Source organism: Methylotenera sp., from assembly GCF_029945535.1.
In the GTDB taxonomy this organism is placed as follows: Bacteria; Pseudomonadota; Gammaproteobacteria; order Burkholderiales; family Methylophilaceae; genus Methylotenera.
In genome coordinates this window covers 137,355-159,630 of record NZ_JAQSCU010000018.1, presented here as the reverse complement: position 1 = coordinate 159,630, position 22,276 = coordinate 137,355, and the positions used below count along the sequence as shown (strand labels likewise).

Here is a 22,276-nt window from a genome sequence, read left to right as displayed (position 1 = left end):
TATAAAAAAATAGAACTACCTCAGCCGGCACTAGCCGAATCAACTCGGAATAATATACGCACCAGTAATCCTTTACCTGTAGTAGGTGTTGTTAATATGAGCTTTGCTCCATGAATTCGTGCTATGTCATTGACAATTGCCAAGCCCAGTCCGCTACCGAACCCTTTAGCTTGGCTACCGCGAGAGAAGCGTTGTAGAACCTTTTGACGCTCTTCAAAATCTATTCCTGGACCATCATCTTCTACTTCAAGAATAGCTGATTGCGCTAAAACATAGGTTTTTACAGTAATTTGAGTACCTTTACCCGCATGTTCAATTGAGTTATGGATAAGGTTCGACAATAGCTCCTGAAGTAAAGTTGATTGCCCATATACGGGAGCTGTAAGCAATTGAAATCCTAAATCAATACCAGCTGAGAATGCTAGACTGGACCACTCATTTGCAGCTTCAGCACCAATATCCTTGAGGTTGATGTGTGTAAACTCTCTTGAGTTTTGACTGTTGGGATCTGCACGAGCAATCGCCAGTAATTGGTTTGCTAACTTCGCAGCACGGCTTGCAGAACGATTGAGGCGCTCTAGAGTGGTGTTAAGTGATTTTGGATGAGGTTCCAACAATGCTAGCTCTGATTCTGTTTGAAGCGCTGTTAGCGGAGTGCGAAGCTGGTGAGCTGCATCAGCCAGAAAGGCTTTCTGTGCATTACTGGCGTCACTAAGTTGCTTGAACAGATGGTTGAGTGTTGTAATGAGTGGCTGCAATTCAGATGGTGCATGCGGTAAGCTTATAGCTTGCAGGTCAGAAAAGTTTCGATCAGCAAGTTGAGCGCGAAGATCCTGCATAGGTTTTAAGCCATGTTTTACAGCTACCAGAACCACTGCCGCTGTAGTCAAACTCAATATGAGAATCGACAGTAGCGTCGTGATAAGTGCTTGAGTCTGTACCTTGTCTCTTTTGCGCAGGGTTTCAGCAACCCTTACTTGACATGAGTTTTGGCCACAAGCTACGCCATAAATCACCATGCGCAGTGCATGACCGTTGATTTCACGATCTATAAAACGTAACTCGCCCGCAGCAACTTTACCTTCAGGGGTATTCAGTACAGGATCTCCAGCGATTACCTTACCATCAGGAGATGCAACCAGAAAAAATTCAGTATCAATTTGATCTGTGCGCAGCAGATGTATCGCTTCATCCGTCATTTTGAAATGAATGCTTTCCCCATCCACTTTTAAAAAACTTGAAACTGCGATGGCATAATCACCGAGTTGGTGATCAAACTCTTGTTTCGCAGGTCTGAGAGATAGCCAATATTGGAATGCTGCTGCCACAGGAGCAATCACTAGCATTGGTACTATCAGCCAGATAAGCAATTGCTTTTTAAGGCTGGATTCCATTGACAGACTCCTCTATCAGATAACCAAATCCCCTAATTGTCCGAATTGAAATTCCAGCAGGAGTGAGTTTTGTCCTGAGCCGCGAAATATAGACTTCAATGGCATTGCTTGATGGTGCCTCGTCCCAGTCAGAAATTGCTTCCAAAATTTGTTCCTTGCTTACTACTTTGCCCAAATTGTTCAATATGTACACAAGTACAGCCCACTCTCGAGGTAATAGTTCGAGCGATTTATCCGATAAATAGGCACGCTTGGCAGTTAAGTCTATGCGTAAAATGCCGAATATAATTTCGTTATGTTGGCGTGTATGAAAGCGCCGCGTAATGGCTTGAATGCGAGCGACGAGCTCTTTCAAAGCAAATGGTTTTACCAAATAATCATCAGCACCAAGTTGAAATCCATATACTCGATCATCAATAGTATCGCGAGCTGTTAACATCAACACTGGCAGAGTGTTGTTTTGGGCGCGCAAACTATGCAAAATTTCGAAGCCGTCCATACCAGGCAAACCAACATCTAGAATAATTGCATCATAAGAAGCAAGACCTAACATATTCATAACAGAGTCACCGCTTTTGACCCAATCCACAAACCACTGCTGGGAGCGTAGCGCTCTTGCGGTACTCTCGCCTAAGTAAGTGTCATCTTCCACCAATAATATGCGCATTATAAGCTCAACGTTAAATTTCTTGTTTTAAGTATAACTCAGTGATTCCAGCCCTGTTAGCTGTACTTTGATGATTCCAAGTAGAAATTTTCGTAATGAAAGCTTGCTGAAAGGTTCCATACATGTTCTTGCAAGGTTGCATCTGTAGAATCCGGCAATCTTGTTATAAACACTACAACGGAACCGCTGGTTTCTTAAAAGCAAATCTATATGACCAAGTGCATGAACATCTATCCACGGCTACTCAAAGAGCAATGTAATTGCGAATACATCACTTTTTTTAAGCTTCAGTTTAAGCGTTTAGTTACTTCTCTGATGAGCTGCTGCATCATTTTCTCAGCTTCAGTTTATGCATCCGAACATTGCCAAACAGAAGCCCCACCAGCGGTGCTTACTAAGGATATTGCGCTGAATCGCTTATTACAGTGCAACCTTGAAATTGTTGATAGTCGCCGCTTCATTATTGCTAATGAAGCTAACCTGACTCAAGCCGGCGAAACCCAGAATCCAAATTTAAGTATTGGCGTTGGTAATATAAACCCTAAACTTGGCATTGGTGCGGGTTCATATTTTGACAAAACAATTGATACTTCAGTCCGCTATGAACAATTAATCGAAAGAGGAAATAAACGTAACTTAAGAGTTAAGGCGGCACAAGGCATCGTCTCAGCCTCCAAGCAAGATGTACTTGAAACAGAACGTCAGCAAAGCATTGCTCTATTGTCGGCAATGGTAGATGTAGCTGCTAGTACCGAGCGGATTAATTTATTGTCACAAATGGTCGATTTGTATAAAGAAACACTCCGTGCCAATAGCATTCGCCTAGAAAAGGGAGACTTGTCGCCTCTTGATGCAGAGCGCCAAAGAATTGATGCTAATCGGGCCCAGATAGATTTACATCAGGCGCAGTCTGACGCAAAAGCAGCACAAATCACGCTAGCAAGTCTTTTGGACTGGGAACATCAGGCAGACGCCTTGACGGTTGACTCTACAATCTTGGATGTTGAGCCTGTTGAGATGCAGCAATTTGATCTAGATAGCCGCACTGACGTGAAAGCGGCTAAATTGCGTGTTGAGGCGGCTAGTCAGCAGCTTGAATTGGCTAGAGCACAACTGAAGTCTGACATTACTGCTGGTGTGCAATATGACCATTGGCCTACAAGTGCAAATAATGCAACTGGCACTGGAGACACTATTAGCTTTACGCTGGGTTTCCCACTGACAGTCAACAATCATTATGAAGGTGAAATTGCACTAGCTACCAGTAATTATGACGCAGCAAAAGAAGCGTTAGCGCATATAGAAGCAAATGCAAAATCAGAGTGGCAACGGATGAATACTGATATGGGAAATGCGCAGGAAAACTTGCAACTTCTGCAGAAAGAGCTGCTACCACATGCTGAAGATGTTGCCCGCACTGTTGAGTTAGGTTACGCAAAAGGCGCTTTAGGTTTATTGGATTTACTTGAGGCAAGGCGGATTTTGCGCCAAACACGCTTGGACACGTTAAGTGCGCGAGCTAGTTTGGCGCGCTCCATTTTTACTCGCAATCAATCCATATCTGCAAATAATATTAACTAATGAATAACTCGAAGTGATCATGATGATTTCTAATGTACTTACACGAAGCTACTTAATGCATACATTGATAGCGGTGACTCTTTTATCTCAATTGACGGCGTGTCAAAAACCTGTAAAAGCAGATGTTCCTTCAATTGATGAGCCAACCATTTCAGAAAATGCCGTTCACTTTTCAGCAAACTCTCGTTTAAAACAGAGTGTAATCACAGCACCTGTCATTTCTTCTCAAGATAATATAGTCAGCTTTCCAGCCCGTATTGCTTGGGATGAAGATCATACTGCCCGGGTTTCACCGCCTATCAATGGACGTTTAGTGGATGTTTTAGTACAGGTTGGTAAACCAGTTAAGGAGCATCAAGCCTTGGCGCATTTAAGTTCACCAGATCTGGGTAGCGCACAAGCAGATGTAGCTCGAGCAAAGTCGGAGCTAGCCCAAGCGGAAAGAAACCATGCAAGGAATAAATATTTGGCAGATGCGGGCATTATCGCGGGCAAGGATTTTGAGCAATCACAAACTGACTTATTAAACAGCAAAGCAGAAGCTGCTCGAGCAGAAATAAGACTTCGGTCATTAGGTGCTACCGATGCAGTTGATCAAAAATTCACCATTAGAAGCCCTATTGCTGGAATGATGGTCGCACGCAACACTAATCCTGGAATGGAGCTGAGGTCAGATCAAGCTACTTCACCTTTATTTGTCGTAAGCGATCCAACTTATCTGTGGTGCTGGATAGATGCGCCCGAGCAAGCGATCAGCTCCATACATAAAGACATGCAAGTCACACTTCACTCTAGTGCATGGCCAAACAAAACATTTAATGCACAAATAGATTTCATTGAAGATGCATTAGATCCTGCAAGTCATACGCTGAAAGTACGTGCAAAACTACGCAACTTAGATCTTAAATTAAAGGGGGAAATGTACGTCACGGCTCAGCTCAGTAATACGGCTAACAATACACTGGATATACCTGCAAAAGCAGTATTCTTGAAAGAGTCTACAAAAATGGTATTTGTTAAAACTTCCGAAGGCACTTATACCCGTAAGGTCATTCTGCCCATCGCTAGTAATGATGATTGGGTGACAATTTCAAGTGGGTTAAATAAAGGTGATGAGGTGGTTTTAGATGGCGCACTCTTTCTAGAAAAGCTGATTGAGGAAAGCAAATCTCAAGTGGCGGCACAAAGTATTGATACGCCAAAACCAATGCAGGTTAACTAGGAACAAGAATTATGATTAACCGCATTGTAAGATTTGCATTAATGCAACCAGTATTTGTAGTATTAGGCTTAGTGCTGTTTGCGCTAGGAGGTGTCGTTGCGTTCATCAACTTACCTATTGAAGCCTTTCCTGATGTATCTGATACACAAGTCAATATTGTTGCGCAATACTCGGGACGTGCTGCAGAAGAAGTTGAGAAGCAAGTCACTATCCCAATTGAAGTAGCAATGTCCGGCATGCCAAATATGGTGCGTATGTTTACACATACGCAATTTGGCTTGTCTTACATGATGATTACGTTCAATGACAAACCAACGGATAAAGAGGCTCGGCAGCTTGTTTTTGAGCGCTTAAGAGGCATTGATTTGCCTGCAGGAGTTGAGCCTGATGTTGCGCCGCTATCTACTTCCATTGGAGAAATTTACCGTTATCGCGTTAAAGGCCATCACCTTAATTCACGTCAACTAAGAGAGATTGAAGAGTGGGTGGTTGAAAAAGCACTTAAGAAAGTGCCTGGGGTTGCTGATGTCGTTTCTATGGGCGGTGCACTTAAGCAGTACGAGGTCAATCCTGATTTAGCCAAAATGCGAGATGCGAAGATCACCTTGGCTCAACTATTCTCATCTTTAACGCGTGCAAATGCCAATGCTGGAGGAGGCGCAGTTTCACAGGGACCTCAGCAGTTCTTAGTTCGTTCTTTGGGAACATTCAGAACCTCGGCAGATATTGATCGCGTGGTAGTAGGTGACAATGGCAAGGGCGTACCTATACTGATAAGGGATGTGGCAGTTGTTAGGGAGGCTAATGCACCAGTACAAGGTTTAGTGGGTCAAGATGATACTGATGACATAGTTAACGGCCTAGTCCTAATGCGCAAAGGTGAGAACCCTTCCGAACTACTGAAAGGCATCAAACAAACCATCAGCGATCTTAATGACCATGGGCTGCCACCAGGTGTAGAGTTAAAGCCATATTACGATAGATCATGGTTGATTGAAAAAACGCTGCATACAGTGTTTGGTAACCTAATTGAGGGGGCGTTGTTAGTTACTTTTGTATTGTTAATATTTTTAGGTAACTTACGTGCAGCGCTCATCGTCGCTTGTATTATTCCGCTTGCTGTATTGTCAACATTTCTAGGGCTGACTTTTTTACACATGCCCGCAAATTTACTTTCACTAGGGGCAATGGATTTTGGCATTATTGTTGATGGTGCGGTGATTGTAGTAGAGAACGTATTTTTGCGGCTTGGTAGTATGAGTGACGGGGCACAAAACAACTTTAATGAACGAAGAAAGACCATCTATAAAGCAGTTACCGAAGTTGGTCGCCCCACTTTATTTTCAATGCTGGTGATTATTGCAGCGCATATTCCAATTTTCACGCTGCAACGTGCAGAGGGGAGAATTTTCTCCCCAATGGCTTTTTCAGTGACTTCAGCATTAATTGGCTCATTGATATTATCACTCACGGTAGTGCCTTTACTATGTTTGTGGTTGTTGCGTGACCGTATTCCACATCATGATAATCGCTTACTTAGCTGGTTTAAGAAAATCTACCAGCCAGCTTTCTCATGGGCTGTAGTTCGTCCAAAACAAGTAATTGGCATAGCTTTAGTTTTGTTGGTAGCTGCGTTGGCTTTAGGTACTCAAATTGGTACAGAGTTTTTACCAGAGCTTGATGAAGGGTCGATTTGGGTAAACGTCACATTGCCTTCATCAGTTTCACCAGCAGAAGCACTATTGTCAGCTCGGCGAATTCGTACGGCATTACATACTGTGCCAGAAGTAAAAACTGTTATTTCAAAAATTGGCAGACCTGATGATGGATCAGACCCGAAGATATTTAATGGTGGGGAGTTTTTCGTAGAACTCATACCAGAGGAAAATTGGCGTAAAAATTATAAAAAAGAAAAAATTATTAATGAGATGGGTAATGCTGTTTCAGCATTACCTGGAGTAGAAGCAACATTTTCACAGCCAATTAGAGATAATGTGCTGGAAAGCATTTCGCAGATTGATGGTCAGATTGTGATAAAAGTGCATGGTGATGATTTGGCGCTTCTAAGAAAAACGGCAAAAATAATTACCCAGCAAATTTCTACGGTAGCAGGTGTTGCAAATGCTTATATCGATCGTGATGGTGATTTGCCACAAGAAGTCATTGATATTGACCGCGATGCTGCCGCCCGTTATGGGATCAATATTGGCGACATTCAAGATGTGATAGAAACAGCTTTAGCGGGTAAGGCTACGACTGAATTATGGGAAGGTGAGCGTCACTTTTCGGTTGTTGTTCGTTTAGCTGAAGCACAGCGTTCACTTAGCAAATTAGACGATTTACTTATTGCTACACCAAGCGGAGCACAGATACCGCTTAGTGAGCTTGCACACTTTAAACAAACCGTTGGCGCAATGAATATTGCGCGAGAAAATGGTCAGCGGGTGGTTTCTGTAGGCATTTTTATTAAAAATCGCGACATGGGTAGCGTAGTGGCCGATATGCAAGCCAAGGTAAAATCTTCTGTCAGCATCCCGAATAATGTCATTGTCTCTTGGTCTGGAGAGTTCGAAAACCAGGAGCGTGCAATGGCAAGGTTGGCAGTTGTTGTTCCACTCTCCATATTACTTATTTTTGTATTGCTATTCGATGCTTTTGGATCTTTTAAGAATGCTTTATTGATAGTCGCAAATATTCCATTCGCGTTAATTGGGGGCATAGTTGCGTTATATATTACAGGCATTCCGTTGTCAGTTTCAGCCGCTATTGGCTTTATAGCTTTATTCGGACAAGCTGTGCTTAATGGTGTTGTTATGGTATCAGTATTTGACCAGTTGATTGCGGAAGGCAAGACTCCAGAGGAAGCCGTGCAAGAAGGTGCAATGTCACGCCTGCGTACCGTTTTAATGACTGGTTTACTTGCGATGTTTGGCTTGTTACCTATGGCTCTCTCACATAATATTGGCGCAGAAACACAAAGGCCGCTAGCTGTAGTTGTCATAGGGGGCTTAATTAGTGCAACATTATTGACACTTTTAGTATTGCCTTCTGTGTATTTATGGGTAGTTAAAAGATATGGCGGAAAATCCAATTCAAACGAAAGCGAAGAAACAGCTCTTTATTAAATTCACTTTGGTGGATAATATTGGCGTCAATATTGAGAAAGGTAATCTAGAAGTGAAGGCAAATTCATTAGCCTACTTTACTATCTTACGTACCTAAAATTGATCAACTGTAGCGTTGATGATGGCAATCTTAAGCAGCTAATGTCAGATTAAGTATTAGCTGACTCACTTAAATTTTAATGATTCATGAATTTCTATGTTTAAAATATTTGGAGTGAGCTCAATGTCATCTGTAATTGCTTGTTACAAAAACTGATGAAAGTTGTAGCTTCTGTAAGTTATAGGTCAAAAATAGATATGTTAAAAAATTTATTCATTTATATCGCATTTTTCTTGATGCAGAGTACTTGTGCATTTGCTGATACAACAAAGCCTGCGCCTGACATCAGCTTAGAGGCGGATAAACCGATTGAATATAAACTCAGTCTCGGTGACTACTCCACACAAAGTGTGCATGCAAACGATATTAATATAAGAGCTGAAAGAGATAACCAGCGAGCTTGGGTTGGCTACTACAAAGAAAATTCAACGGGGTTTGACCAGTGGCGGGGTGGGTATGAACGTACTGATCAGTTCTTAATGGTAAACATAGATACGTCGCTACAAGTCGCAACCCATGGGTTTCTCGGAGGTTCAATTACAGCGACTACAACCGATCCATTTTTTGGAATGATTGGTTATGGTGTAACAAATCTAAAGCCTTACGCCAACCTTAACTTTGACCCTAATGATGCAATTACGCTTGGGGTAGGTTATAAAAAAGAAAATGGTTCCAGCGTCACTCTATTTATGGTGCGTGACGTCAGAGTCGTACCTGGACAGCAGAATACGCATTTATTGATGCAGTTCCCTCTGCAAAACAAACAACGCATTTCACTTGATGTGTTTAATAAAAGTGGCCCTACAGATCCTGGGCAGTCGATTAATAGCGTTGGTGCATCTATTACCTATGATTGGCCAAGCTATTTTTTACGAATTGCATATGATCCAAAAGTAAATTTTACTCAGGATGATATGACTAGAATTACAATTGGAATGCGATTCTAATCTATTGTGGATATATGTTTAATTGCTGTTTCAGCATATATATTTAGTTTATAGCTTTCTGTCATTTCCCCTCTTTCATAGCTTTAGATTGGTGTCTATTGATGAATCTTAAATTAAAACTTTTGCTAACGTATTTTTTTGGACTTACCCTAATTTGCTTAATGGTGGCTTGTTCCAAACATCAAGATCCAATCACAATGAATGAAAAAGCTAAATTAACTAAAGAGCTCATTATAGATAACTCAAGATGTAAAGCATTTAGTGCAAAGCTTTTAACACCGGCTTTAGATTCCGCCGCTATTGAAAAAATATACCATGAAGCAATGACGGCTAAATGTATCCAAAAAGACGTTTAGATATCTATAAGTTTTTTTATTGATAAAAAGTTACGTCTCACTGTGTCACAAGGTGAGTTTTTAGGTATTCCGACAGAGTTAGAACAGGCTAACTAATTGATATTATTGGTGCGCCCGGCGGGAGTCGAACCCACGACCTTTGGCTTCGGAAACCAACACTCTATCCAGCTGAGCTACGGGCGCAAATAATGCACGCATTATAGCAAACCATGGCTTTCCATGTGTTTTTACCTGAATGAGTATGACCTTTTGCCATAAGTTAAAGTGTGGGTATAATGTTAATAATATGTATCTGATAACTAAACTAGGGAATGTACTGTTATGAGCAATAGCGATAATGAATATAAAGGCTCCACAATCAAGCAATTAATCTTGGTAATTCCGGGTGCTATTTTAGCATTTACCTTATTGATATCATTGATTGCAAAAACCTCTAGTGTTGTAGGTACGCCAGCAGCCGAAGTGCCGCAAGCTGTAGTTGCTCAAGTTGAAGAAAATATTAAGCCAGTAGCAACTGTTGAAGTTGCCGTGGCTGATGCTGGCCCACATGTGGATAAAAGTGGTGAAGAAGTTGTTAAGGGTGTATGTAGCGCGTGTCATGCAGCTGGCTTAATGGGTTCGCCAAAAATTGGTGATAAAGGTCAATGGGCTCCTCGTATTGCGCAAGGTTACGATACGCTGATTAGCCATGCGATTAATGGTATTCGTAGTATGCCTGCTCGTGGCGGTAATGCGGCGTTAACTGACGGTGAAATGGCAAATGCGGTTGCGTATATGGCTAATCAAGGTGGGGCTAACTTTACGCCGCCAGCGTCAAAAGCTGCTGCGCCTGCTGATGCAAAAGCCGCAGAGGCTGCTCCAGTAGCGGCTGCAGCGGCACCTGCAACAAAAGCAGTTGAGAAAAAAGCAGTAGCTGTTGCCGTTGTAGAAAAAGCTGCAGCGCCAGTTGTTGTTGCAGCTGCAGCCCCTGCTGCAAGCAAAGGTAAAAGTGGCCAAGAGGTTTACAAAGCTGTTTGTAGTATGTGCCACGGTGGCGGTTTGATGGGTGCACCTAAATTTGGTGATAAAGAGCAGTGGGCACCACGCATTGCGCAAGGTCATGACACATTGGTAACTCATGCCGTTAAAGGTGTTCGTATGATGCCTGCTAAAGGCGGTAATGCTGATTTGAGTGATGATGAAGTTGCAAGCGCAGTAAAATACATGGCGAATGAAGCTGGCGCAGGGTTCTAATCAATCTGATTGCGAATATCTAGTTTTAATTAGTTCAATTGTAAAAAAATAAGAAGCCACTTACATCGTTAAGTGGCTTTTTTATTAAGGTTAATCAATGGCAACATATGCAATAGGCGATATTCAAGGTTGCTACCATGCTTTTCAAGCATTGCTGGCACGTATTGGTTTTAATCCAAAAGTTGACGAGCTCTGGCTGGTGGGCGATTTAATCAATCGAGGCAGCGGCTCGCTTGAAGTGCTGCGTTGGAGCTATGAGCATCAAAATAGCCTAAAGGTGGTGCTGGGTAATCATGATTTGCATGCGCTGGTTGTGGCGGCTGGCTTTGTTAATGCGCATAAGGGCGATACTTTAGATGCCATATTACAGGCTGAAGATCGCGATATTTTATTAAATTGGTTGCGACATCAGCATTTGGTTTATCAAAATGAATCGTACTTAATGGTTCATGCGGGTTTGTTGCCGCAATGGACGAGCAGTCAAGCCGCTGCGTATGCCGCAGAGGTCGAGACAGTATTGCGGTGCGAGGATTACTTAAATTTCTTAGCACATATGTATGGTAACCAGCCTGATAGTTGGAGTGATGAGTTGCTGGGTTTGGATAGATTACGGGTGATTACCAATGCCATGACGCGGTTAAGAGTGTGCACAGAGCAGGGCAAGATGGAGTTTAGTTTTAAGGGTGAACTAGCAGATGTTCCTGCGGGTTTTGTGCCTTGGTTTGATGTGAAAGATCGGGCAAGTCAAGATAAACATGTAATCTTTGGGCATTGGTCTGCCCTAGGTTTGCAGCAGCGCCAGAATGTATATGCGCTTGATACAGGTTGTTTGTGGGGAGGGCAGCTTACTGCCATGAACCTTGAAACCAAAGCAATTACACAAGTGCAATCACACCCACTCGATAAACCAATCAAGCTTAAGTTAAAGCCTTAATTTATCTTTAATTAAATGCTCAATATGTAAGGTAAGTTTTCGGCGATCTTTATCCATATCAGTAAGTTCAGCAGTGGCTATTGGCACTAGAAAATGCAGCTCAACGACAGTTTCTTTTTGCTGCAATACAAGTTGTATGGATTCGATTAAGGTTGTTTCGCCAGCATATGCAATCTCAGTATTTGCGCTGCCATCTTTAAGAGGATAGCGGAACGCAACTGGCCAAATCACAGCATTTGCATGAATTGCACCTTGCATAATGCTGCTTTTAAAGGGCTTAACTTCAGTGCCATCTGTCGTGGTGCCTTCTGGAAACAAGCAAAGCGTATCGCCATCTAACAAGCTGCGGTTAGTCGCGTGCACAATGCGCGCGGCATCTTGACGCTTCTCTCTAGAAATAAACAACACATTTGATTTTTTTGCTAGGTAGCCAAATACCGGCCAGCTTTGAATGTCTGATTTTGCGATAAATCTTGTTGGGATAATGCTGTTGAGTGCATGAATATCAATCCAAGAAATATGGTTGGCAACAAACATGATATTGCTCGCAGTTTGATAGGGCGGCGGTAAATTCCCATGACTCACAAGCCGAATGTTGAAAGCCTCTAACAAATGCCGGCACCACCATTTGATTAGTCTTAATTTAAACAACTTGCTAGATAGCGGAAATACCAATGCTGCTAATGTGATTCCTAGCAACGTGTGTAAAAAAATACGACTAACCCTAAAATAGCGGGTGAGTCTGCTGGTTCTAGTAGGTATGATAATGGCGTTGTTTTTAATCGATTTCAATACGCCATATTTTATACGGAACGCACTTGCAAAACTAATCATTTATTCTAGAGGCTTTTTCTAGGCAGTTTATTTTAAAAAATGCGCAGCGTATTTAGTATTCATTCTGCTAAGTGGCAACATTACCAGCATATCTGCCGTGTTGAAGTAAGGATCCCATGCAGGTTCACCGCAGATGTAAGCGCCAAGGCGTAAGTAGCCTTTGATTAACGGCGGGCAAGCTACTTGCATATCAGTACGTAGAGAGTCATTTAACAGCGGATTGCGTGGAAATACGCGGTATTCAAGTGGGCATAGATAGTCATCTTGTAGCCTGTGATAAAGGCTGGCCGCTGCGTGGCCGCCATCTACCATGCTCACACTGCCACAACCTATCATGTATTCATAATTGTGAACTTGCATATATTTAGCTAGGCCAGCCCAAAGCATAGTAATGGTGCCACCGTTGCGATAATTCTGATGCACGCATGCGCGTCCTACTTCAACCGTACGGTCAAATAAGTGCGATAGTCTGCTTAAATCAAATTCTGCAGCTGAGTAATAACCGCCTGCTTCGTTCGCCTTTGAGGGGCTTAATATTCGATAGGTACCAATCACTTGGTTGGTGCTAGTATCTCTTACAATTAAGTGATCGCAATATTGGTCAAAACCATCCACATCAAGTCCGCCAGTGCCTAAGAGCTGAGCGCCCATTTCTTCTGCGAACACTTTGTAACGTAAACGTTGCGCTTCTTCAACTTCTATCTGACTGTGCGCAAGGCTGATACTAAGTCGCTTCTGATCGTGAGTGGCTACATGTGCAAGTTTTTGATTGAGCGCTAGTGCGCTGCCGAGCGTAATATCGAGTGCTGAAAACTCTTTATTTATCATTAAATGTCTCCTCTTAAATTTAAGGTGACTTTAATGAACAAAAGTGAAAAAAAGATGACAGAAATATGACTTTTTGTTGACAGTCTATTCTTAGCGACGAGTTGCAACGAAAGTTTAAATAAAAAAAAAGAGATGCAAGAAGCTTGCATCTCTTAATGTGTCACTAGAGTAAATCTAATTAGTGTGAAACGCGTGAGGCTCCGCTGTTTTCAACCACTCGCACTTTATCACCAGCTTTAAATTCTTCATCCGCTTCTTGTACAATGGCGATTAACGCGCCACCATCAAGTTTCACAGTGATTTCATACGCGTCCTTACGTGTAACGCCTTCTTCGACTGCTGAGCCCGCCAAGCCACCAGCGACTGCGCCAATTACTGCTGCAATGGCGCTACCACGGCCACCGCCGATTGAGCTACCCGCAATGCCTCCCACTGCACCGCCTGCGATTGTGCCAATAGGTGACTTTGTACCCTCTAGCTTCACTGAGCGTACACTTTCTACCACGCCAGTTCTGACTGTTTGCACCTTACGTGCATCGTCACGGCTATAAACGCTACCAGAATTTGAGCTGGCGCACGCTGCAAGAAATACACTCAATATACCAACGGCTAATAATCTTGTTGTTTTCATATGATGCCTCCTAAAATGTTGTTAACTAATTTTTGTTAGTGCTATATCTTTAATTTCGATGCCAATAACTAATACATCAATTCAGACTATTTATTGTTATGTATAGTTGCGTGTATTAGCCTAAATTTTCAGTCAGCGCTGTTTCATCCACTAGGGCTTGCGTGTAGATTGCTTCAATTTCAGCACGCGTAGGTTTATGGTTTTGCCCACCACGGCTTTCAATTTTAATCGCACCCATAGTCGAAGCTAGCCTGCCGCAGGTTGGCCAATCCCAGCCTTTTGCAATGCCGTAAAGCAAGCCTGCGCGGTATGCGTCACCGCAACCCGTTGGGTCGACAATCTTCATGGCTTTAACGCATGGAATGTCAAAGCGTTGACCATCAGCATAAATTTGTGAGCCAGCGCCGCCTAGCGTCACGATTAAGGCTTTTACCTTAAGTGCTAATTGGTCTAAATCAAGTCCAGTTTTATCTTGAATGATTTGCGACTCATAGTCGTTTACCGCTAAGTAATCGGCCATTTCAATAAACTCTAAAAGCTCTTTGCCGTCAAACATCGGTAAGCCTTGGCCAGGATCAAACAAGAATGGAATGCCAGCTTCAAAACATGCACGTGCATGTTGAAACATGCCATCACGTCCATCGGGGGCAATCACTGCCAAAGTTACGTCTTTAGCATCGTTGACGCTATTCTGGTGCGACTCGACCATCGCACCTGGGTGAAAGGCGGTGATTTGATTATCATCGGTATCGGTAGTGATAAAGGCTTGTGCTGTGAAGCTGCCAGGTATAGTTCTAATATGTGTAGTGTTAAGTTTGTTTTGGTTCAACCATTGCGAGTAGGTAGAAAAGTCTTCACCCACGGTTGCCATGATGAGCGGATTGCCTTCAAGTAATTGCATATTGTAAGCAATGTTACCTGCAGTACCGCCAAACTCGCGGCGCATTTCAGGCACATAAAACGCCACACTCAATGCATGAATTTTATCTGGCAAGATGTGATTTTTGAATTGATCTTGAAACACCATGATGGTGTCGAAAGCAAGCGAACCGCAAATAAGAGTATTCATGAAAATAATAGATTAAATTAAAGATTCTATTATCTAAGGTATTGGCTTGCACAGGCAAGCCAAATTAATGTTAAGGCTAATTTGTGAGTGAGCTGTCGATTAATATTTTTGCGGCTTTTTTCGCATACTTCATGGCGCCAGAGCCACGTTTCATCTGTTCAGCCTGAACGGCGCCTTCAAATATGAGTGAGAGTTGTAGTGCTAAGCCATCTGCGTCTTGAATGTTTGCTTCTGTGGCTAGACTACTAATATATTGCCTAAACTGGCGTGATTGCTCTGAAGAAAGTTGATGTACGGGGCTCTCTTCATTAGGAAACTCTGCAGAAGCTTTAATGAATCCCATGCCACGGAAGTTTGGTGATGTTACCCACTCTTCAATAAATTCAAATAGTTTTTGTAGTTTTTCGCTTGGTTTTTTTGCGTTGGAATTGAGTTTCTCGCTCAACCAGCTTTGAAAGTCTTGATGACCTTTTTCTAGCACTTCAAGAATTAAATTCTCTTTGCTAGTGAAGTATTTATAGAGCGTCATTTTAGTTGTACCAGCAACTGCGACAATCGTATCAACGCCAGTCGAATTTATACCCCTCGTTTGGAAGAGGTCGGTAGCGACTATTAGTATTTTACTTTTTAGCGAAGACATAGCATTGCCTCCAATTAACACTTGAATTTTGATTCTATACCAAAATAAATAAAAAATCTATATACAGACCTGTATATATAAGATAAACTATTTTCACGGTTGCAGTTTAATTGTTTTTCATTGTTGATTTAAAACAACATTATAAATAATTATACTGTAATAATGCGATGTTAAATGTATATACCAATTTGTATATTTTTTAGGAGAATTATAATGAGTAAGTTACTTATAGCACTATCTTTAGCAGCGATTGGTTTTACAGCAAATGCCAACGCAGGATCAGCAACAACACTTTATGTCATTAAATCTGTCAACATTAATGTACCGGCTGCAACTGCTTGGGAAAAGATTTCTAAGTTTGGCGATTTAGGCGCTTGGCATCCAGCAGTAGCAAAAACGGAAATTGTTGCTGGATCAGAAGGTAAAAAAGGTGCAAAACGCACGCTAACATTGCAAGATGGCGGCAAGATTAATGAAACATTAACTGCGTACAATGCTAAAAGTAAAACGATGAGCTACATCATTACTGATGGCGTATTGCCTGTGACTAGTTACGCTTCAAACTTACATGTATATTCAAATGGTGCAGATAAATCTGTTGTAGTGTGGGAAGGCAGCTTTTTGCCAAAAGCGCCTGCGGATGAAAAAGCAGCATCTGATGCTATTGGTGGCGTTTACGAAGGTGGTTTAGCAAACCTAAAGAAAATTCTAGAGTAGTTACTGAAGTATAGTTACTTAAAACAGGTGTGGCGATGTAAAAGCATTGCCACACTGTGATTTAGTTATCTAGAGTTTGCCATTAACATTGGCGTGAAATTACAGCGTACTTTTTCTAAATATGAATTGGCAATCGCCAAGTCATTCAAATTGGTTGGTATTTTCCCACCCACTACATTTTCTAAATAAACTGCTTTATCTTTATCCGGAATCTGAATCGCTTCGGGAAACTGACACGTGCCATTACGCATCTGCTCATATCTTGCATACATCGCAGCTGCTTCTTGGGCTGTTAACCTAGTATTCGCTGGACTTATTGCAGCACTCACTTTTGTAGTTTCATTGTTAAAAGATTTAGCGATTAAAGGCTTAGCTTGCGCATGTAAAAGTGTGGGTAGCCAAATTGAACCAATACCAATCATTACAAATAAACTTGCGGCTACTCCATAAATGGCTGGCTTGGACATGCTTGGTGTAAAAGCAGGTAATTTATCGCGTAGATTTTCTAACCAAACCCATTCATTTTGAGTTTGCGCCAGAATCAGCGCATTCGCTGCTTTTTTAGCATGCATTAAACTACCGCAACCAGGCTGATTGATTTCTTGCTGTGCTGCATTACGCGCAATCAGTGCAATGTGCTCAGCTAGAATGGATGGGTTAGACGCACCTAAGTTTTTAGCTTGTGCTGTTAAAAACTCGATGAGCTGACTACTCTCTAGTGAAGTTTGTGTGATGGTCATCTGCGTGTCAGGTGCAGCAAGCCAGTCATTTAAAATGTCAAACAGGCTGAGCACGCGACCTTGTGGCGTTTTGCTGGATTTAGCCAGCATATTAAGTAACCACTGAGAATTGAAGATATCCATCGCTTAAATCACCCTTTAAATGATTAGAACGGTTTAACAACAACCAGTATGACGATTAGAGTAAGCGCAACGACAGGAAGCTCATTAAACCAGCGATACCAGATATGGCTGCGTGTATTTCTATCATGTTTAAAGTCGTTAACTAGCTTTCCGCAATAAAAGTGATAAGCAATAAGCACGGCAACCAGTGTTAATTTTGGGTGCATCCATTTGCCTGTCACGCCATAGCCTAGCCACAGCCAAAGGCCAAAGCTGAGTGCTAGCACTGCGAGCGGAAACATGAATCGATACAATTTACGTTCCATCAGCTTAAGTCGTTCAGATGTTACAGTATCTGTCACCATGGCGTGATTGACTAAAAGCCTAGGTAAGTAAAATAGCCCAGCAAACCAGCTGGTGACAAAAATAATGTGAAATGCTTTAACCCATAACATCAATAAAATCCTTTAATCATCATCAATTTTTTGCAGTAAGTTCTGCAGTTAATAACTGATTTAACTTAACAAAATCTAATGCCCCAATTGTACGTTGTAACTGCTTACCTTGCTTATCAAAAATAAAGGTCGTTGGCGTTAAATCAACATTACCAAACTTTTCTGTTATTTCTGCAAGCCCGTCATGCATTACGGGAAAGGGCAGCTTCTTTTGGGTGGCATAATTTAACACTTGTGCAGGTGGGTCGTAAGGCATTGCAACGGCAATGATTTCAAAACCTTTTTGTTGATATTGCTGATACGTAGCCACTAATGCTGGCATTTCAGTGACGCAAGCTAGGCAGTCGGTTGCCCAAAAGTTCACTAATACCACTTTGCCTTTTAAGTCCACCATGCTGATTTTTTTACCTTCAATGGTGGTAAAAGTAACTTCTGGTGCGTTGCTTCTATTGTGGGTAAGCGCTGCCCAAGAACCTAGCAATATCAATATAACGGCAGCAATTAGTGATTTATTTAATAAATTATTCATGCAAATAGTCTATCTTATTTATAGTGGCAGTAAGCCATAATTAATACGCAACTTAATGATTTAAAATGGGTCAGAAAAAACTTCAATAACCACAAAACAGTCGCGCTTATTTGCAGTGATTCAACATGTTATAATCACCTATCTTAATAGCAAAGCTATTTATCTAGACATTTACTCAAAAAAAGACGTTGATCAAAAAAACAATGAACGCACCTCTACATAGCAATATTCATCATGCAGAAGCACAGCCTGCTACGCGCTTGCGCGAAATTCCTTACAACTACACCTCATTTTCAGACCGCGAAATCGTTATTCGGTTCTTGGGTGAGGGTATATGGGAAACTTTAAACGAATTACGCGGCGAGCGTAAAACAGGCCGCTCTGCGCGCATGTTGTTTGAAGTGCTAGGTGATTTGTGGGTTGTAACCCGCAACCCGTATTTGCAGGACGATTTGTTAGAAAATCCTAAGCGTCGCAAAGCTTTGATAGATGCGTTGCATCACCGCATTGCTGCGATTGATGAGCGCAACACGGGTAGCACCGCCAGTGATAAAGTGCGAAAAATGGTCACTGCTGCAAAAAAAGCGGTTGATAAGTTTGCGGATGACTTCCGTCAAACCTATGATCTGCGTAAAAAAGCCTTAGCTAAATTTACGAAAATCACGCGTAAAGACAACGTTCTGTTCGATGGTTTAGCTAGAGTTTCACACGTCACAGACGCTACTGACTGGCGCGTTGAGTACCCGTTTGTGGTGCTTAACCCTGACACTGAAAAAGAAATTGCTTACTTAGTGCGCGCTTGTATTGAGTTAGGGCTTACTGTCATTCCACGTGGAGGCGGTACTGGCTACACAGGCGGTGCCATTCCGCTGACGCCTATGTCTGCGGTGATTAATACGGAAAAGCTAGATCAACACACTGGCGTACAAATGCGTACCTTGCCGGGTGTAGCAAGACAAGTGGCGACCATTGAATGTGGTGCTGGTGTGGTAACACGTCGTGCAATGGAAGCTGCGACTGATGCCGGCTTAGAGTTTGCTTGCGACCCAACTTCAGCTGACGCGTCATGTATTGGCGGTAACGTTGCGATGAATGCGGGTGGTAAAAAAGCAGTGCTTTGGGGTACGGCTTTAGACAATCTCGCCTCATGGCGTATGGTAACACCTGATGCTGAGTGGCTTGAGGTGGAACGCTTAGACCATAATCTAGGCAAAATTCATGATATTGCAATGGCGCGTTTTAAAGTGAGTCGCTACGCAGAAGACATGAAAACCTTGCTGGCAGAGCCGGAGATTTTAGAAATTGCAGGGCCTAGCTTCCGTAAGGTTGGTTTGGGTAAAGACGTTACTGATAAATTCTTAAGTGGTTTACCAGGTATACAAAAAGAAGGTTGCGATGGTTTAATTACCTCTGCGACATTTATTTTGCATCGTATGCCTAAGCATGTACGCACGGTGGCTTTGGAGTTCTTTGGCAATGTATCGCACGCTGTGCCTGCCATTGTTGAAATCAAAGATTATTTAGACGCGACTGCGAGAAAAGATCCGCTAGTGTTAATGGCTGGTCTTGAACACATGGACGAACGCTATATCAAGGCCGTTGGTTATGCGACCAAAGCTGCCCGTCAACAACGCCCTAAAATGGTGTTGATTGCTGATATTGCCTCCGACGATGAAAATGCAGTGGGTGAAGCGGCTTCGCACATCGTTCGCTTGTGTAATGCACGCGACGGCGAGGGTTTTATTGCTGTTTCAGCTGAAGCGCGTAAAAAGTTCTGGCTTGATCGTGCCCGTACCGCCGCCATCGCCAAACATACCAATGCCTTCAAAATTAACGAAGACGTGGTGATTCCATTACCTCGTTTAGGTGATTATTCAGACGGTATCGAACGCATCAATATTGAGCTGTCTATCAATAACAAGCTGCAACTGCTAGATGCTTTAGAAGCATTTATGCAAGGTGATTTACCTCTGCAAGCTGATGAAGATGGCAACGCAGATGCGCAGATGGTGCAATCAAAACAATTGATTGCTTTACAGTTGCTACGCGATTTACGTGCTAAATGGCGCATGATTTTGAATACATTGGATGAGCCAGTGAATGTGCTGGGTCAGCTTGGCGACCCACTCGGTCAGTATGAAAATGTGTTCCGTGCTGTGCAGTCTTACGATTTACGTATTTCATGGAAGCGTGAACTTAAGCGCCCAATGGCGGATATATTTGCAGGTCGTGAGTATCAAAAAATACTGAATCGTTGTGATGAAATTCACAAAACTGTACTTAAAGGTCGCGTATTCATTGCCTTACACATGCATGCGGGTGACGGTAATGTGCACACCAACATTCCAGTGAATTCTGATGATTACGAAATGATGCGTACAGCGCACACAGCTGTGGCGCGAGTGATGGCGCTAGCTAAGGGCTTAGATGGCGTGATTTCAGGTGAGCATGGCATCGGTATTACTAAAATGGAGTTCTTAGAAACTTCAACGATTGAAGCATTTGCCAAATATAAAAATAAAGTCGATCCAAACGGTCACTTTAACAAAGGCAAACTCATGGCAGGTTCAGGGCTAGAGAATGCCTATACGCCTAGCTTTGGCTTGCTTGAGCAAGAGTCTATCATTATGGAGCAATCAGCCATTGGCGAGATTGCAGACTCAATCAGTGACTGTTTGCGTTGCGGAAAATGTAAGCCTGTGTGTACCACACATGTACCAAGGGCTAATTTGCTGTATAGCCCGCGAAACAAGATTTTAGGCACGTCTTTATTGATTGAAGCCTTCTTATATGAAGAGCAAACGCGCCGCGGTATTTCACTGAAACACTTTGATGAGTTTAACGACGTAGCAGACCATTGTACGGTTTGCCATAAGTGCTTAAACCCATGCCCAGTGGATATTGACTTTGGCGATGTTTCAGTCGCTATGCGTAACTTCCTGCGCGAGCAAGGTAAGAAGCAATTCAATCCGGGTACTGCTTTGGGTATGGCGTTCTTGAATGCTAAAGACCCTGCAACGATTAAGTTGATGCGCACCTTTATGGTCACCATTGGCTATCGAGCGCAAAGTTTCGCGCATAGCTTGGCTAAGAAATTTCATCTGTTAAAAGATAAAATCAGACCGCCAGCGACTGTCGGCAAGCCGGAAATCAAGGCTCAGGTGATTCATTTTATCAATCGACCAATGCCAAAGAAAATGCCGACCAAAACTTCACGCGCACTTTTGGGTATTGAAGATGACACAATGATTCCAGTCATTCGTAATCCTAAAATTGTGACTGAAGATTCAGAAGCGGTGTTCTACTTCCCTGGTTGTGGCTCTGAGCGTTTGTTCTCAAACGTAGGATTAGCTACGCAGGCGATGTTGTATGAAGTAGGTGCAATTACCGTATTACCACCAGGTTACTTGTGTTGCGGCTATCCGCAAACAGCAAGTGGTAATCACGATAAAGGTCAGGAAATCACTACGGATAATCGTGTGCTGTTTCATCGAGTGGCCAATACGCTGAATTACTTGGATATTAAAACTGTCATCGTGTCTTGCGGTACGTGTATGGATCAATTGCAAAAATACGAATTTGAAAAGATATTCCCAGGTTGCAGACTGTTAGATATTCACGAATATCTCATGGAAAAGGACATGAAGCTGAAAGGCATTACTGGTACTAAGTATATGTATCATGACCCTTGCCATACGCCGATGAAGACTTATAAACCTTTAGAGGTGACCAATAAACTTATGGGCACTGACGTCCAACTGAATGACCGTTGCTGCGGTGAAAGCGGCACCTTTGCTGTTGCGCGCCCAGATATTGCCACGCAGGTGAAAATGCGTAAGCAAGAAGAGCTGGAAAAAGGCATGGGTAAAATGGGCCTAACGGTAGGTAATCCTGAAGAAAAAGTGAAAATTTTGACTTCGTGCCCAAGCTGCTTGCAGGGCTTGTCTCGTTATGGTGAAGACACTGGTATTGAGGCAGACTACATTGTTGTTGAGATGGCGAAGCATATTCTTGGTGAAAATTGGATGCAGGAATATGTAGCGCGAGTGAATAACGGTGGGATTGAGAAGGTGTTGTTGTAGATGATGTTTATTTCACGAGAACTCATCTGAAAATAGTGAAAGAAATGAATAAAAATCACCAAAATCCACCGGCATCTAAATGCCGAGCAT

Annotated in this window: 19 protein-coding genes and 1 tRNA gene; 9 read left to right on the top strand and 11 right to left on the bottom strand. The window is 42.5% G+C overall.

Going from position 1 to position 22,276, the window contains the following annotated elements:
- Positions 1-20: 20 nt before the first annotated feature.
- Complete coding sequence (locus PSU72_RS12405; RefSeq protein ID WP_300432901.1) at positions 21-1,394, bottom strand: sensor histidine kinase; 1,374 nt, start codon at positions 1,392-1,394, stop codon at positions 21-23.
- Positions 1,378-2,061 carry a response regulator transcription factor gene (locus PSU72_RS12400; protein ID WP_300432900.1) on the bottom strand — a complete coding sequence of 228 codons (684 nt, stop codon included), beginning with the start codon at positions 2,059-2,061 and terminating at the stop codon, positions 1,378-1,380. The genes PSU72_RS12405 and PSU72_RS12400 overlap by 17 nt, the downstream gene beginning before the upstream one ends.
- Before the next feature lie 315 nt (positions 2,062-2,376).
- Here PSU72_RS12400 and PSU72_RS12395 point away from each other — a divergent pair, with 315 nt between their 5' ends.
- The 5 genes from PSU72_RS12395 (at position 2,377) to PSU72_RS12375 (ending at position 9,392) form a co-directional block, all read left to right on the top strand.
- Complete coding sequence (locus tag PSU72_RS12395; RefSeq protein WP_300432899.1) at positions 2,377-3,642, top strand: TolC family protein; 1,266 nt, start codon at positions 2,377-2,379, stop codon at positions 3,640-3,642.
- A gap of 19 nt (positions 3,643-3,661) precedes the next feature.
- Positions 3,662-4,864: an efflux RND transporter periplasmic adaptor subunit gene (locus PSU72_RS12390; RefSeq protein WP_300432897.1), complete on the top strand. Its 1,203-nt coding sequence runs from the start codon at positions 3,662-3,664 to the stop codon at positions 4,862-4,864.
- Positions 4,865-4,875: 11 nt separating this feature from the next.
- On the top strand, positions 4,876-7,989 hold the full coding sequence (locus PSU72_RS12385) for a CusA/CzcA family heavy metal efflux RND transporter (RefSeq protein ID WP_300432895.1): 3,114 nt from the start codon (positions 4,876-4,878) through the stop codon (positions 7,987-7,989).
- Positions 7,990-8,229: 240 nt separating this feature from the next.
- Complete coding sequence (locus tag PSU72_RS12380) at positions 8,230-9,036, top strand: hypothetical protein (protein ID WP_300432893.1); 807 nt, start codon at positions 8,230-8,232, stop codon at positions 9,034-9,036.
- A 101-nt stretch (positions 9,037-9,137) separates the two neighbouring features.
- Positions 9,138-9,392: a hypothetical protein gene (locus PSU72_RS12375; protein ID WP_300432892.1), complete on the top strand. Its 255-nt coding sequence runs from the start codon at positions 9,138-9,140 to the stop codon at positions 9,390-9,392.
- A gap of 106 nt (positions 9,393-9,498) precedes the next feature.
- Here the strand turns inward: PSU72_RS12375 and PSU72_RS12370 are convergent.
- A tRNA-Arg gene (locus PSU72_RS12370) sits at positions 9,499-9,575 on the bottom strand.
- A 138-nt stretch (positions 9,576-9,713) separates the two neighbouring features.
- Between PSU72_RS12370 and PSU72_RS12365 the strand changes: the two genes are divergently transcribed.
- Together PSU72_RS12365 and PSU72_RS12360 are read left to right on the top strand one after the other, a co-directional pair.
- On the top strand, positions 9,714-10,625 hold the full coding sequence (locus tag PSU72_RS12365; RefSeq protein WP_300432890.1) for a c-type cytochrome: 912 nt from the start codon (positions 9,714-9,716) through the stop codon (positions 10,623-10,625).
- 97 nt (positions 10,626-10,722) lie between these two features.
- Positions 10,723-11,559, top strand: a complete 837-nt coding sequence (locus tag PSU72_RS12360; RefSeq protein ID WP_300432889.1) for a symmetrical bis(5'-nucleosyl)-tetraphosphatase — start codon at positions 10,723-10,725, stop codon at positions 11,557-11,559.
- Here PSU72_RS12360 and PSU72_RS12355 read toward each other — a convergent pair.
- The 5 genes from PSU72_RS12355 to PSU72_RS12335 form a co-directional block, all read right to left on the bottom strand.
- The gene (locus PSU72_RS12355; RefSeq protein ID WP_300432888.1) at positions 11,548-12,393 is read right to left on the bottom strand and encodes a lysophospholipid acyltransferase family protein; all 846 of its coding nucleotides are present in this window, start codon (positions 12,391-12,393) and stop codon (positions 11,548-11,550) included. The two genes, PSU72_RS12360 and PSU72_RS12355, sit on opposite strands and share 12 nt — an antisense overlap.
- A gap of 27 nt (positions 12,394-12,420) precedes the next feature.
- Entirely contained in the window at positions 12,421-13,221 is an 801-nt protein-coding gene (locus PSU72_RS12350) for a GNAT family N-acyltransferase (protein ID WP_300432886.1), read from the bottom strand.
- Between the two features lie 178 nt (positions 13,222-13,399).
- Positions 13,400-13,852, bottom strand: coding sequence for a glycine zipper 2TM domain-containing protein (locus tag PSU72_RS12345; RefSeq protein WP_300432885.1), 453 nt, complete (start codon positions 13,850-13,852; stop codon positions 13,400-13,402).
- 115 nt (positions 13,853-13,967) lie between these two features.
- On the bottom strand, positions 13,968-14,921 hold the full coding sequence (locus PSU72_RS12340; protein ID WP_300432883.1) for a carbohydrate kinase family protein: 954 nt from the start codon (positions 14,919-14,921) through the stop codon (positions 13,968-13,970).
- 76 nt (positions 14,922-14,997) lie between these two features.
- A complete protein-coding gene (locus PSU72_RS12335; RefSeq protein WP_300432882.1) occupies positions 14,998-15,561 on the bottom strand; it encodes a TetR/AcrR family transcriptional regulator in 564 nt (187 codons plus the stop codon).
- A 213-nt stretch (positions 15,562-15,774) separates the two neighbouring features.
- Between PSU72_RS12335 and PSU72_RS12330 the strand changes: the two genes are divergently transcribed.
- Positions 15,775-16,278, top strand: coding sequence for an SRPBCC family protein (locus tag PSU72_RS12330; protein WP_300432881.1), 504 nt, complete (start codon positions 15,775-15,777; stop codon positions 16,276-16,278).
- Between the two features lie 65 nt (positions 16,279-16,343).
- On the opposite strand, the gene PSU72_RS12325 is transcribed toward PSU72_RS12330, so the two are convergent.
- From PSU72_RS12325 to PSU72_RS12315, 3 genes are read right to left on the bottom strand one after another with little or no spacing between them, the layout of a single operon-like run.
- Positions 16,344-17,141, bottom strand: a complete 798-nt coding sequence (locus PSU72_RS12325; protein WP_300432879.1) for a hypothetical protein — start codon at positions 17,139-17,141, stop codon at positions 16,344-16,346.
- A 23-nt stretch (positions 17,142-17,164) separates the two neighbouring features.
- A complete protein-coding gene (locus PSU72_RS12320) occupies positions 17,165-17,575 on the bottom strand; it encodes a CopD family protein (protein ID WP_300432878.1) in 411 nt (136 codons plus the stop codon).
- Between the two features lie 22 nt (positions 17,576-17,597).
- Positions 17,598-18,104 carry a TlpA disulfide reductase family protein gene (locus tag PSU72_RS12315; RefSeq protein ID WP_300432877.1) on the bottom strand — a complete coding sequence of 169 codons (507 nt, stop codon included), beginning with the start codon at positions 18,102-18,104 and terminating at the stop codon, positions 17,598-17,600.
- A gap of 203 nt (positions 18,105-18,307) precedes the next feature.
- Between PSU72_RS12315 and PSU72_RS12310 the strand changes: the two genes are divergently transcribed.
- A complete protein-coding gene (locus PSU72_RS12310; RefSeq protein WP_300432876.1) occupies positions 18,308-22,186 on the top strand; it encodes a DUF3683 domain-containing protein in 3,879 nt (1,292 codons plus the stop codon).
- Positions 22,187-22,276 lie beyond the last annotated feature (90 nt).

What these genes read in the sequence shown, in the direction of transcription:
- PSU72_RS12335 (WP_300432882.1), bottom strand. Translation starts at nt 15,561, where the DNA reads ATGTCTTCGCTAAAAAGTAAAATACTAATAGTCGCTACCGACCTCTTC.
- PSU72_RS12345 (WP_300432885.1), bottom strand. Translation starts at nt 13,852, where the DNA reads ATGAAAACAACAAGATTATTAGCCGTTGGTATATTGAGTGTATTTCTT.
- PSU72_RS12330 (WP_300432881.1), top strand. Translation starts at nt 15,775, where the DNA reads ATGAGTAAGTTACTTATAGCACTATCTTTAGCAGCGATTGGTTTTACA.
- PSU72_RS12340 (WP_300432883.1), bottom strand. Translation starts at nt 14,921, where the DNA reads ATGAATACTCTTATTTGCGGTTCGCTTGCTTTCGACACCATCATGGTG.
- PSU72_RS12355 (WP_300432888.1), bottom strand. Translation starts at nt 12,393, where the DNA reads ATGATTAGTTTTGCAAGTGCGTTCCGTATAAAATATGGCGTATTGAAA.
- PSU72_RS12385 (WP_300432895.1), top strand. Translation starts at nt 4,876, where the DNA reads ATGATTAACCGCATTGTAAGATTTGCATTAATGCAACCAGTATTTGTA.
- PSU72_RS12360 (WP_300432889.1), top strand. Translation starts at nt 10,723, where the DNA reads ATGGCAACATATGCAATAGGCGATATTCAAGGTTGCTACCATGCTTTT.
- PSU72_RS12405 (WP_300432901.1), bottom strand. Translation starts at nt 1,394, where the DNA reads ATGGAATCCAGCCTTAAAAAGCAATTGCTTATCTGGCTGATAGTACCA.
- PSU72_RS12375 (WP_300432892.1), top strand. Translation starts at nt 9,138, where the DNA reads ATGAATCTTAAATTAAAACTTTTGCTAACGTATTTTTTTGGACTTACC.
- PSU72_RS12320 (WP_300432878.1), bottom strand. Translation starts at nt 17,575, where the DNA reads ATGTTATGGGTTAAAGCATTTCACATTATTTTTGTCACCAGCTGGTTT.
- PSU72_RS12365 (WP_300432890.1), top strand. Translation starts at nt 9,714, where the DNA reads ATGAGCAATAGCGATAATGAATATAAAGGCTCCACAATCAAGCAATTA.
- PSU72_RS12315 (WP_300432877.1), bottom strand. Translation starts at nt 18,104, where the DNA reads ATGAATAATTTATTAAATAAATCACTAATTGCTGCCGTTATATTGATA.
- PSU72_RS12400 (WP_300432900.1), bottom strand. Translation starts at nt 2,061, where the DNA reads ATGCGCATATTATTGGTGGAAGATGACACTTACTTAGGCGAGAGTACC.
- PSU72_RS12390 (WP_300432897.1), top strand. Translation starts at nt 3,662, where the DNA reads ATGATGATTTCTAATGTACTTACACGAAGCTACTTAATGCATACATTG.
- PSU72_RS12395 (WP_300432899.1), top strand. Translation starts at nt 2,377, where the DNA reads ATGAGCTGCTGCATCATTTTCTCAGCTTCAGTTTATGCATCCGAACAT.
- PSU72_RS12350 (WP_300432886.1), bottom strand. Translation starts at nt 13,221, where the DNA reads ATGATAAATAAAGAGTTTTCAGCACTCGATATTACGCTCGGCAGCGCA.
- PSU72_RS12310 (WP_300432876.1), top strand. Translation starts at nt 18,308, where the DNA reads ATGAACGCACCTCTACATAGCAATATTCATCATGCAGAAGCACAGCCT.
- PSU72_RS12325 (WP_300432879.1), bottom strand. Translation starts at nt 17,141, where the DNA reads ATGGATATCTTCAATTCTCAGTGGTTACTTAATATGCTGGCTAAATCC.